We start from the raw sequence: 12,686 nt of genomic DNA, 5'->3' as shown, positions 1-12,686 counted from the left end.
GTGTTGTCGATCTGCTGAAGATGAAAGCTCTCATCTGGCGTGGTGAAAACCTCGGCGCAAGCTGGGATGAGCTGGATATTCCGGAGGACCTGGTTGATCAGGCTCAGGAATACCGTGAAAAGCTCATTGAGAAAGCGGTTGAAGTCGATGACGAGGTGATGGAGAAATACCTCGAGGGAGAAGAACCGGATGTGGAAACGCTCAAGCGTTGCATCCGCAAGGGAACCATCCGCATGGATTTTTTCCCAACCTTCTGTGGTTCGGCATTTAAAAACAAGGGCATGCAGCTCGTTCTTGACGGGGTTGTTGATTATTTGCCCGACCCCACGCAGGCTCCGCTTCAACCGGAAGTGGACATGGAAGGCAATGAAACCGGAAAGTTTGCGGAGATTGATTCCAGCAAACCGCTGCGCGCTTTGGCATTCAAGATCGCTGAAGATAAGTTTGGTGCATTGACCTTTACCCGAATCTACTCCGGTCGCATCGAAAAGGGCATGACCGTGCTCAATACTTTCACCGGAAGAACCGAGCGCGTTGGACGTATCGTTCGAATGCAGGCCAATGACCGCCAGGAAATCGACAGTGCCGAAGCCGGCGACATCATTGCGCTGGTTGGACTGAAAGATACACAGACCGGACACACGCTCTGTGATCCCAAGCACCCGGCGACCCTGGAACCCATGGTATTCCCGGAACCTGTGATCTCGATTGCGATTGCCGCACGGGACAAGTCCAACGCGGAGAAACTTTCCCTCGCTCTGAACAAGATGACCAAGGAGGATCCCTCCTTCCGCGTCGAAACCGATGAAGAGAGTGGTGAAACCATTCTTCGCGGCATGGGAGAACTCCACCTGGACATCAAGGTCGACATTCTCAAGCGCACCTATGGGGTAGCAGCCGACATCGGTAAACCGCAGGTGGCTTATCGCGAAGCGGTAACGACGGTTGTCAACGACTCCTACACCCACAAGAAGCAGTCAGGTGGTTCGGGGCAATATGCGAAGATCGATTATACGATCGAACCCGGCGAGCCAGGAACTGGATTTGTCTTTGAATCCAAAGTGGTGGGCGGTAACGTTCCCAAGGAATACTGGCCTGCTGTAGAAAAGGGTTTCCGCAATTCGATCAAGAAGGGCGTGCTCGCAGGCTACCCGATGGACGACATCAAGGTGTCACTGGTCGATGGAGGCTTTCACTCGGTGGACTCCTCGGCGATGGCGTTTGAAATTGCAGCCATGGCGGCCTATCGCCAGTCCATTCCAAAGGGAAATCCCGAGATCCTGGAACCCGTCATGAAAGTGGACGTCTTTGTTGCTGACGAAAGCATGGGTGATGTTATTGGCGACCTCAACCGTCGTCGCGGGATCATCCTTTCGCAGGAGCCGACGGGTTCTGCCAACGGTGTTCAGATCAAGGCGCATGTTCCGTTGAGCGAAATGTTCGGTTACATCGGTGATCTGCGCACGATGACTTCGGGCCGTGGACAGTTTTCGATGGAATTCGATCACTATTCGTCAACACCACGCAACGTGTCGGAGCAGGTGATCGCAGAGGCACTCAAGCGTAAGGAAGCCAAAAAGTAAGACTTCCCAGAAACGTTTTTGTCGTTTTTTCAAAGGCCCCGTGAACATTCACGGGGCCTTTGTTTGTTTGCATGGTGTGTGATGCTCTGCTTTGCACTTGCGCAATTGAAACGCAACGTTTGAGGTTTTGGAGCGTCTATCGTCATTCACCGCTTGTTTATGGGTATCCCAAAGGTGCGACCCTCTCATTTGAACCATTTCTCCTTGAAGCTTGAACTCTTCTGTCCATTCAAATCCGCCCCGTGCACGGCGGTCACGTTCCCTTCACTGGCTGCGCTGCTTTCTGGTGGCGGGCGTGTTGGGATTGGCTGGTATTCTGACGATGCCTTTATGGTTGGGGCCATTGCTAACGGCTGCGTTGCCTCGATTCGGTATCACGGTAGGCGAGTATGAGCGCATGGGGTACAGCCGTTTTCGATTGGGTCAGTTGACTCATGCCAACGGGCAGGCGGAGGTTTTAATATCGGGAATGGAGACATATCAGCCCTTGCTTTGGGTATATCAGAGCATGGGAGGCATTCTCGATGAACCCATGTTGAGAGTTGATAGCATTGAGGTGATGTTGCTGGGGACTCAAACTGCTGACAGTGCGGGATCGGGTTCAAAAGGTTTCCCAACGCTGCACAAGTCCATTGAGCAAGGTTTGAAAACAGTGCTCCGTGTGCTGCCAAGTGGCAGGGTGACAAAGGTGAAGGTGGTGCGGGATCGCACCCTGGTGGAGTTGAAGGAGTTGCAGTGGGACGAAGCGAGCATGTCGATGCGATTGTTGCCAACCCTACATGCATCCCTGCCAGCGGTTGATTTACTGCTGAAACTTCATAGCGCCTCGCTGGAGCTGAGCGTGCGTGAACCGGTGTCGGGTGACCAGATCGTAGCGATTTTGACTTCGGACACGGACAAAACTCAGGTGCGATTGACCCTTGAGGGAATGCTTGCCGGGAAGCCGTGGACCGGTGAGGCAGATTGGATGGAAGATCAGTGGCTTCCCTCAAAAGCTGTGGTGGATGTACCCCAGCTCGTGATCGAACCCTCACGCTGGGGGTGGGATGCTGCTCCGCTGGAGCGTGTGGAGGGCAGGTTAGCAGCTAGCTGGCAACAGGGTGATTACGCTCTGGACTTCAGGTTGCGTGAGGCTGGCGATGAGGTGGCAGAAGATGAGGGGAGTCCGCTGTTGGCGGGTGCGATGCTTGAAGTGAAAGCCACTGGTGACCTGAATCACTTGCAAGTGGAGCAGGCCGTGCTCGACAGTGAAGTTGCTTCATTGGTATTACCCGAGTCCATTCATTACGATTTTCAATCCGCATCGCTTACTGGTGAGGCATTGGCAAGGGTTCATCTGGCGCTTGAAGATTTGGGTATCACAGGCTGGCGCGGACAAATGAGCGGTACGCTTGAGTTGGGCCAGCGGCCATGGGATTCGAATGCACACCTGCGCTATGCGCTTGAGGGAGCGTCTCTGGAGTTGGGTCAGATCGAAGTGGAAAATGCCCGATTGCAGGGTTGGGTGAATCGCGAGGAGGTAGCAGTGGAACACCTTGCCCTTGAAGGTTCCAACTCCAGCTTGCTGGAAGGTTCCGTCACCTATCTGTTTCGGAACCAGAGGATCAAGTCTGGCTTGCTGAAAGGAGACGTTGATTCCTCACTTCTGGAAACCTGGATTCCCGCATCGTTGGAAATGGGACGCCTGAGCATCGATGCTGCGATTTCCGGTGATCTGGACGATTTGCACTATGAAGGAAGTCTGTCGTTGGATACCCTCAAAGTGAACGGTGTTCAGCCGTTGGCAGTGTCACTCGACATCTCGGGAGATCGCGGCGCATTGCAGCTGCAGCAACTGCAGGTTCATTCGGCCCTTGGCGGAGTGCTCGAGGCCTCCGGGGACTGGACCTGGCGAGGGCAACCCTTGCTGAAGGTGAATGAACTGCGCGTGGGACATGCCGAGAACGGAAAGCCAGCATGGGTGCTGCAGGAACCCATTGGGATTCGGAGGACAAATCGGGCGATTCTCGGAATCGGACCGTCTTTTGAAGTCGACGATGTTCGACTGGGCAGTGGCACAACGGCTCAACTGAGTTTTGGCATCTCGGAGCAGGATTCAACACTTTGGCTGCGACTGTCGGAGTTCAGTGTATCCGATGTGCTGCAACCGTGGTTGGAAGCGTTATTGCCAAATATGGATGTGGCATTTCTGGAATTTCAGGCCGAACCCGAGAAAGATTTTCTAGCGCTCGATGGCAAGATGGAGGTGAATTGGCTGGATGCGAATTCAGGTTCGCTTTCGGTTCGTGGTCAATTTGCGTTGGATGAACAAGGGTTTCGGGTGGACTCCACGGAACTCCGCTCGGATGACAAGCTATGGCTGTCGATGCAGGGGCAGCTGCCATATGGTGTGGATTTACAGTCTGTGCAACTCAGGCATTTACCGAATCAAGCTTTGAACTTGCGTGTTCATACCGCACATTCCGAAGCGTGGCTTCCCTGGTTGAAGTCCTACATGGACATTCCACTTCAACAGGCAGATCTGGCACTGATTCTGGAAGGAACGAGCGATTCTCCAACGGGTTCCCTTCAACTCAAATGCGTTACGGATGCGGGCATGGGGGATCACCAGTTGCCTCCCGTCACGCTGGAGGGAACACTGCGAATGGAAGGTACTGTGTTTGATGTGGAAACCATGCGGGTGCAACTGGCAGACTCCCGTTTTGAACTTGGTGGGCAGTTGAACTTACCGGAGCAACTCCTGCGTTGGATTCATCTCGAGCACCCACCCATTCCCTGGGAGACGGCGCATCTGAAGCTGAAATCCAGTCGGAGTGATTTGGCTCCGCTGGCTTCGCTTTGGCCTGAAATTCTGCGACCGGCAGGATCGATGCAGTTTGATTTGCAGGGAAGCCTGTCCGAAGGATTGAAAGGAGAGTTGCAGGTTGCAGGGCTGTCAACACGCGCGATTTTTCCGTTTGGATCGATGAGGGATCTCGATTTTTCAGTCATGCTGGATGGGCGAAGGGCTGAGTTGAAGCGATTTTCGGGACTGATCGCGCGTGAACCACTGCATGCAAGTGGTTGGCTTGAATTTCCCAATGCCGAGCCGGTGACATTTGATTTCGAAATCTGGGGAGAACAGATCCCTGTGGTTCGTCAGGCTGGCATCCTGCTGCGCACCGACATGCGGTTGCGCATGCAGCAACAGGAAGGCAGCACCCATTTGACCGGTGTGCTGGATCTCAGAGACGGCTTCTTTTTGACCGACATCACGCAACTGTTGGACACTTCTGCCGGTGGACGTTCTGCAAGTTCCCGACCTCCTTACTTTTCGGTGGACGTGCCGCCCTTTTCGGATTGGCGGCTGGATGTGGCGGTGCAGGGTGATGGGTTCATGCAGTTGAAAACTCCAGTGGTGGATGGAATGATGTCGATGGAGATGAAGCTCGGAGGCACCCTCGGTGAACCCGTGATGTTGGGACGAGTCTGGTTTCAGGAAGGCAGTGTGAAGTTCCCGTTTGCGGTTTTTGATGTGGAGCAAGGCGTGGTACAGCTCAACCGCAACGATCCTTACGTTCCCCGACTCGAGTTGCGCGCCACTTCCAGCCGACTCGACTATCAGTTGCAGATGCTTCTGACGGGAAGCGCATTGGAACCGGAATTGAGTTTCAGTGCTGCTCCATCCTTGAGTCAGGACCAAATCCTGATGATGGTCGTGGCCGGAATAGACCCCGCAGGCCGTGTCGAATACAGCAGTACGCAGCGTGCTTCAAAGATCGGGACTTATCTCTCCTCGGGGTTGCTGGGAGCGGGGGATTCTTCAGGATTGCTCAGTCGACTGGAAATGCAGTGGGGAAACCAGTTATCGCGACGGGGACGGGAGACCCTTGAACTCGAGTTTGAACTCAATGAGGAGTTTCAGCTGCTCGGGGAATACGATGAGTATGACAACTGGAATGCTGGAATCCGCTGGCGCATTCTTGATCCTGCCAAACGCAGATCCAGCCCAGGGGTAGCAACCGAAGAAGGAGAATCCGATGAATCCTAGATCCAACATTGTCAGGAATGCGATGGCGCTGTGCCTTCTGCTGGTTTCAGTGGTAGCCTCCCATGCATCGGAATTTCTGTGGTCGGTTGAAGGTGCCGGATGGTTGAACAATCGGAGGATTCAGCGTCAGCTCGAACTGATGTTGCCCGAAGCAGCACCACTGAGTGCCAATGATGTGGAGGATGCAGTCATGGTCATCCTCAATTCCATGCAGCAGAAAGGGTTTCTTGATGCGAGTGTGGTTACTCACTTGACGGAGTTGCAATCCGAAGCAAATGCCCCGGCTGATGCGTCATGGACGATGAGGTGGGATCGGGACCTGGAGACCTTTTTTGAAAAGGATGTGACGTTAAGGGAAGTTCGCTTTGAAGTGATTCCCGGACCCGTGTTTTATTTTGACCGCTTTGAGATCGAAGAGGATGGCGGATTGGAAAGCGATTGGATTGAGTCCTTCTACTATAAACCAACCATGCTGTTTCAGTCCGACCGAGTGCGGCTTTTCCATCCGGGAAAGTTTGAAAAAAGCAGCCGCAATCTGGAAACCCAGCTCTCGCTGCGGGGGTATCGCAATGCGAAGGTGTTTGGAGTGGTTCAACAGATGGACATGGAAACTGGTGCTGTATACACAGTCGTGCGTGTGGTTCCGGGTCCGATGCACCGGCTTGCCGCAGTCGATGTCGATCTCAGCGATGAGCACGTTGAGTATCCCTCTATTTCGTTTGAGCCCTGGGTGGGGCAACCTTATACCCGTGTTGTGCGGCAGGATCTGATCAATACGGTCCGCAACGTGTTTTATGAGAAGGGATATCCGGATGTCTCCATGGAGGTGACTCAGGAGGTGGTGGAGGCAGGGCCGCCAGTGATGCATCGTTTGTATCTAAAAGTGAACCCGGGACCGAGAGTTCGGGTTGGGCCGATTACACTCGATGGATTACAGGAGACACGGGAAAGTTTTATCCGCAAAAAGTTGAACCTGCAACCGGGCGACTGGCTGAACCCAGTTGAGCTGGATGCTGATCGTCTGACACTTTCCCGGACGGGCCTGTTTGACCGGGTTGATCTTCAGGTTGTGCCTGGCGAACTGGAACGACCGGTGCGGTTCACCCTGCAGGAACGCTATCCCTGGACAATGGATCTGATGGCGGGGTGGGGGTCATACGAGCAATTGCGACTGGGTTCGACGCTCAAGCGCGACAACCTTTGGGGACAGGCTCACCAAGCTCTTTTGCGAACGGTTGTGTCGATGAAAAGTCAGTTTGGCGAAGCCGTTTATACCATTCCTGATATTCGGCGTTCGGGAGTGAATCTGAATTTTCGTACCTTTGCGTTGAAGCGTGAGGAAGTTTCGTTTGACCGAAGAGAGCAAGGCATCGATTTGGGTATCACGAAGCGATTCGAACGCATAGGTCTGGACTCGTCATGGGTTTATGCCATCCAGGTGCTCGAGAGTGTGGACCGCCAGGGACGAACAGTTTTGTCAGATGAGAACTCGAGGGTTGGCAGTCTTTCGCTACGCTTGAACCGCGATCAACGGGACAGTCCGATCACTCCGCAGGACGGCTATCGAGTCTTCAGCAATGTGGAATGGGCGGATGAACGCCTGGGAGGGAATGTAAACTTCTGGAATGTTGAAATCGGTTACTCACAGCACGGCCGCTTTGGCAATGGATTGTTTTGGCACGCGGGATTGAGCCATGGCTGGCTAGTCGCTTCAGGATCGGGTAACAATTTCATTCCGACGAATAAACTATATTTCCCTGGAGGAGATGACTCGATCCGGGGCTACCAGCGCGGAGAAGCTGCTCCACGGGATGCTGAGGGCTTCCTTGTTGGTGCGCGGAGCAACATATTGTTGAATCTGGAGCTTGAGCAATTCCTGACCGACTCCATTTCTGCAGTCCTGTTTTACGATTGGTTGGGAAGCTCGGTTCGCAGCGTGGTGGCAGGTTATGATCAATCTCTCGAATCTGTGGGCATCGGACTGCGCTGGAAGACGGTGATCGGTCCGGTTCGATTGGAATATGGACACAATCTTAAACCCCGCGATGGAGATCCCAATGGTACACTTCATTTGGCACTGGGCATGCCGTTCTGAGGCATTCAGGCCAGACGGAAGGAACCCTTGGCGGCTTCGTGGTTGGCGATGATGCGCAGGAAGGTGGGGAGCACGGTTTTGGCCTTGGCGGGACCGATTCCCTTGATCTGTAGGGCTTCGCTTTCGGAGAGGGGTTTGGTGGATGCCAGTTTTTTGAGTACGGTATTGGGGAAAATGGTATAGGAGGGTGCATTGTTGCGCACGCGAGCCAATTCGTTCCGCTTTTTGACAAGAGCCTGGTAGAGTGCCTCATCCATATTCTCCGGACTCTCCTGGACGATGGCATCGCTTGAGTTGGGGCTGAGTTGGTTTCCCGGCCATGCCATTTCGGGCAGGATTTCCCCAAACATCACCCGCGATCCATATTCGGTGAGTTGCAGGAGTGGATAGTCGCCGTCAGTTACCTCGACCAGCCCCTCTCTTGCCATGTGGTCAAAGAGTTCACTGACAAAGGACGGTGCATAGTCGGCAAGTGCTCCCCAGGTGGTGAGCTGGTTGAGACCTGCGTCGACAATGGTTTTTCCCTTACTTCCCAGCAGGCATTTGATGATGCGATCCCTGCCGTAACGGGCTTGCCACTGGTGAGCACGAACCCTGCTCGACATGCGGGCAACACCACTGAGTGCCTTCTTGAGCACGATCAATTGCTCGTCGGTGAGGGGCCGGGGTTCGTAGGATGCGGCATTTTGACAGGCGTCACATTTACCGCACGCAGGACTCTTCAATTCTCCAAAATAGCGCAGGATCCATTGTTGTCGGCAGTTTTGTGCATAGACCCACTGGAGCACCTGTTTGAGTTTCTGCTCATCCCGCTTTCGCTTTTCGTCCAATGCCCGGATATCCAGCTCGAGGCGATCCGGTGTCAGATTGGGGTCGACGATACGGGAGCCTCGCACGCGACTACCAGGGATGTCAAAGCGTTCGATACGACCCAGACGGCGCAGGTTGCTCAGCGCGGAGCTGACTGCCATGCCATTGATCCCCTTGCCAAGCAGTTGAGTGAGTTCCTCAATCGGCAGGGCTACTTCGTGTTTTGCATCCGCCTTCGCAAAGAGGTGTGCATAAACATTTTGAATGAGCGAAGGGGGTGGGTTTGCGCCCTCGACGAAGAATTCCTGCACGCGCTTGTCCGCATAATTGAAGAGCAGCTCGCAATGACCGGGCTTGCCGTCTCTGCCAGCTCGACCGGCTTCCTGGTAGTAGGCCTCAACACTGCCTGGCATTTCGTAGTGGCAGACGAGGCGAATGTCGTCGCGATCAATGCCCATGCCAAAGGCGTTGGTGGCCACGGCAATGTGGCATTGTTTTTGGATGAAACGCTCCTGGGCCTCCGTGCGGTCGGCATCGGATAATCCACCATGATAGGTGACATGTTCAATGCCATCGTCGTTTAACCATTCAGCGACCTCTTCCACACTTTTGCGGGTTGCGCAGTAGATGATGGCGTTTTGGTGGGTTTCGATGAGGGAACGGATGCGGCGGTATTTGTCAGACTTTCCCTTGCACTGGCGAATATTGAAAGTGAGGTTGCTGCGCGCAAATCCTGAAACAAAGCGCTGGGGGGCCTTGAGGTGCAGGTTGCGGCAAATGTCGTTCTGCACGTCGGGGGTTGCCGTTGCAGTGAAGGCGGCGCAGAGGGGGTTGCCGATGCGTGAGAGTGCCTCGCCCATGCGCATGTAATCCGGGCGAAAGTCATGACCCCACTGGGAAATGCAGTGAGCTTCATCCACGGCAAAGAGCGAAATCTCAACAGAGGTTAACGCATCGACAAAGGATTGTGCCCGAAATCGTTCGGGCGCGACGTAGAGCAGCTTGAGTTCCTTGCGTTTAAGGGACTCGAGGATGGAGCGCTGCTCGGGCCAACTTTGCGAACTGTTGATCATGGCGGCGGGAATCCCGCGCTGTTGCAACGCGTCCACCTGATCCTTCATGAGCGCGATCAAGGGAGAAATGACCAGTGTGACGCCTGGAAGCAGCATGGCGGGTAGCTGGTAGCACAGGCTCTTGCCCCCACCCGTGGGCATGATGACGAGGGTGGGTTTCCCGTCGAGAATGCTCTGGATGATCTCACGCTGAGGTGAGCGAAAGCGATCCAACTGGAAGTGACGCTTGAGCGCCTGTTCGGGTGAAGCTGGCATGAATGCAATGAAACAGGTTGAACGAAGTGTATTCGAATGTTCACCAGTTTTGTCAAGCCTGAAGGCTCTTGCTGTTGAAACAACCATGCAGCACGGCAGCCTTCATTCTTTCAGCCTGGCAGCCGTGCAAAATTGTCAGATCAATTCGTTTGCAGTGGGCAATGAATTTTGGGTTCTGAATTCTGCCCAAGAGTGTCATTCTGCAGGATTCCGGGAGTCCGACTCTGATTTGACAGCATCGATAGGGAGTGACCTACCCGATGACTTTCAGGTGGATATGGGCTTGTCGGAGGATGAAGGTGCAGGGACTTCAGCGGGAATTGACTTGGGCATGATGCCCGTATCAAAAATCCCGGCGTCCACCTTGCGAACGTCTTCGACGGTGTAGAATAGACCCGGTGCATGGGTCTTCAGTATCGACACCAGTTGCCCCAAACGCTTGCGCCGGGTAACGATGAAGATGAGTTCTACAGGACCACGGGATCCCCGCGCGGAAACGGTCGTGATCCCGAAGCGCTGCTCGCGCAGGAGTTCGATCAGCTGTGGCGATTTTTCGTGCGTGAAAATACGGACGATCTGATAACCGAGCGCCAGTTTTTCCTCCAGAATGATTCCGAGGTAGTTTCCGGCTGAAAAACCGAGTGCCCAGGCAAGGTAGCTCGCAACGTTGTTCAGGTTTTGCATCACCTGGGTGATGGCGAGCAGCCAGATCAATACCTCAAAAAAACCGATGATGGGTGCGACCTTGCGAAGCCCACGGTTCGAGAGAATGTTGCGCACGGTTGCCATCGACACGTCGAGCAACCGGGCGAAAAAAATAAGGAACGGGATCAGCACCCAGCTGACCCAGTTGAAGTCTTGAAAAAGTGCATTCATGGATATGGATCAGCAGACACTATGCGAGATCGAGTCCTGGAATCAGCTCTTTTTCTCCGGCAATGACACTTTCGAGTCGCAAATGGCAAAGTCCTCCTGGCGTTTCCCACTCGATGGTATCGCCTTCGGCAAAACCGATTACGGCCGAACCGATCGGTGCGAGCACGGAGAGACGCCTGCGTTCATAGTCAGCTTCGTTGGGCAAACACAGCGTCCACTCCTCAACCCGGTCCTCATCGAGGTTCCGAATGCGGAATCGGGAATTCAGGCGAACAACCTTGTCCGAGATTGCGGAACGGTCCATCACGACCGCTCGTTCGAGTTCAGCCTTCAGCCGGTCAAACGTTTGGCCGTTTTTGGATGAACGATTGCTGAGAATGTTCAGGAGTTGTGTAAGGGTTTGATGATCTTCTTTGCAAAGGTAAATGGGTTTCATATGGGTATGGTGTTAGGAGTCCCTATGGATTTCCGTTCAATGCCGACGGCTGGAAGTCGGAGTTATGACAGCACTTGATTATTCCGACGCTCGTGGGTCGGCCACATCGTAGTTCACCCGGTAGTGTGCGGGTGCTTTCAAATTCTTGAAATCAAAGTTCAACCCTGCCAACACTACCGGGACGATGAAGTCCGGTACGGGAATCCTGTTTCAGTAAACAGGTAAGGGGCTGTGATGAAATTGAATGCATGTTGGAAGCTGATGAATATAGAGAGTCTGCTCTGCTGCGTCAAGCTCGCACGAATGGGAAACCCTACCTGGAGTGTCCCGTTCGGATTCCAGCAAGACCCATGACCCGTTGCATGGCTTTTGGCGGAGCTCTCCCTTCCGGCAATGAGAGGCAGAGGGCAAATAGCATTGCTGTTGCCATCGACGGCTGTCAGGGTTTGAAGCATGAATCGATGGTTGTTCCTTGGGTTGGTGATGGCAGGTTGGGGCCATTTGTTTGGGCAAGAGACCGTGTATTTGCGGTATGCGGAGCAGTCGCCCCAGGCGTCTTATGCAGCCTTGAAACTGGGTGAGGCATTAGTGGAGCAGGGATATGAACTTCATCCTGAACCAACGGGATATGATTTTCTGATCAGCCTTGCAGAGCATTCTCATCGCTACGTTCCTGAGGCATTTGAAGTGATTCCGGAGGGCAGGATTGTTACCGTTTATGGGAGCGATGCGCGTGGCATGATCTATGGTGCTCTGGCTCTCGCGGAGCGGCTTCGCGCCGGAGAGCGTCTGGAGTCTGTGCAGTCATGGAAGGAAAAACCTCAGCTCGAGTTCCGGGGCATCAAGTTCAACCTGCCTTGGGAACCCTATCGGCCCAGCAGTGCGTTGGAGCAGCATACCGAGACCGTACGCGATCTGGCGTTTTGGGAGCACTTTCTCGATATGATGGTGGAGAATCGCTTCAACGCTATCAGCCTGTGGAATCTGCACCCATACACCTACATGATCCGGCCAGCAAACTTTCCCGAGGCGAGTCCGTGGTCCGAGACTGAACTCGAAGCGTGGCGTCATTTCTATCGGGAAGTGTTTCGCATGGCAAAAGCGCGCGGACTCGACACCTATATCGTCAGCTGGAGCATTTTTATCAGTCGCGAGCTTGCCGAAGCACATGGCGTGGGGCTGCAGAACTATTATCCACATTACTACGTGAAAGGGGATCCCTCCGAGTTGATTCGCCAATACACGCGGGAGAGCGTTACGCAAGTGCTTGAGGAATACCCGGATCTCGATGGAATGGGATTGTCGCACGGGGAAGGCATGGCGGGCATGACCCCGCTTGAGCGGCAGGCGTGGATGGACGATGTGATGATTGCCGGCATGCTCGAAGCGAACCGCCCGGTGCGGCTGATTCACCGGGTTCCATTTTCGTCGGGAACCTCCTCGGAGCCGGGAGTCGGTCGGGATGTGGAGCAGGTCACCCGTGAGGCGATGGAGCGCCTGGAGAATCGATTTGAAGGTCCCATTTGGG

The 12,686-nt window shown here is 54.2% G+C and carries 7 protein-coding genes; 4 read left to right on the top strand and 3 right to left on the bottom strand.

Translation table 11 applies throughout. From position 1 onward, the window contains the following. The 3 genes from fusA to ABQ298_15555 all read left to right on the top strand — a co-directional run. Positions 1-1,583: elongation factor G (gene fusA, locus ABQ298_15565; protein ID MEQ9825803.1), on the top strand; the 1,583-nt coding region annotated here is incomplete at its 5' end. Positions 1,584-1,794: 211 nt separating this feature from the next. After that, entirely contained in the window at positions 1,795-5,613 is a 3,819-nt protein-coding gene (locus ABQ298_15560; GenBank protein ID MEQ9825802.1) for a translocation/assembly module TamB domain-containing protein, read from the top strand. After that, positions 5,603-7,708: a BamA/TamA family outer membrane protein gene (locus ABQ298_15555; GenBank protein MEQ9825801.1), complete on the top strand. Its 2,106-nt coding sequence runs from the start codon at positions 5,603-5,605 to the stop codon at positions 7,706-7,708. The genes ABQ298_15560 and ABQ298_15555 overlap by 11 nt, the downstream gene beginning before the upstream one ends. A 5-nt stretch (positions 7,709-7,713) precedes the next feature. On the opposite strand, the gene ABQ298_15550 is transcribed toward ABQ298_15555, so the two are convergent. From ABQ298_15550 to ABQ298_15540, 3 genes are all read right to left on the bottom strand, one after another. Then, the gene (locus tag ABQ298_15550; GenBank protein MEQ9825800.1) at positions 7,714-9,846 is read right to left on the bottom strand and encodes a RecQ family ATP-dependent DNA helicase; all 2,133 of its coding nucleotides are present in this window, start codon (positions 9,844-9,846) and stop codon (positions 7,714-7,716) included. A 267-nt stretch (positions 9,847-10,113) separates the two neighbouring features. Next, positions 10,114-10,722, bottom strand: coding sequence for a DUF2179 domain-containing protein (locus ABQ298_15545; protein ID MEQ9825799.1), 609 nt, complete (start codon positions 10,720-10,722; stop codon positions 10,114-10,116). A gap of 19 nt (positions 10,723-10,741) precedes the next feature. Beyond that, complete coding sequence (locus tag ABQ298_15540; protein MEQ9825798.1) at positions 10,742-11,158, bottom strand: GreA/GreB family elongation factor; 417 nt, start codon at positions 11,156-11,158, stop codon at positions 10,742-10,744. A 453-nt stretch (positions 11,159-11,611) separates the two neighbouring features. Between ABQ298_15540 and ABQ298_15535 the strand changes: the two genes are divergently transcribed. Further along, positions 11,612-12,686 (top strand): hypothetical protein (locus tag ABQ298_15535; GenBank protein MEQ9825797.1); only part of this gene is annotated, 1,075 nt, incomplete at its 3' end.

This window comes from Puniceicoccaceae bacterium (genome assembly GCA_040224245.1).
Taxonomy (GTDB): domain Bacteria; phylum Verrucomicrobiota; class Verrucomicrobiia; order Opitutales; family JAFGAQ01; genus JAKSBQ01.
The sequence above is the reverse complement of the archived record's forward strand: the minus strand, read 5'-3'. Positions and strand labels throughout refer to the sequence as shown.

Bases quoted from the DNA above. Each gene is read 5' to 3' on its own strand.
- ABQ298_15550 (MEQ9825800.1), bottom strand. From the start codon at position 9,846: ATGCCAGCTTCACCCGAACAGGCGCTCAAGCGTCACTTCCAGTTGGAT.
- ABQ298_15540 (MEQ9825798.1), bottom strand. From the start codon at position 11,158: ATGAAACCCATTTACCTTTGCAAAGAAGATCATCAAACCCTTACACAA.
- ABQ298_15545 (MEQ9825799.1), bottom strand. From the start codon at position 10,722: ATGAATGCACTTTTTCAAGACTTCAACTGGGTCAGCTGGGTGCTGATC.
- ABQ298_15555 (MEQ9825801.1), top strand. From the start codon at position 5,603: ATGAATCCTAGATCCAACATTGTCAGGAATGCGATGGCGCTGTGCCTT.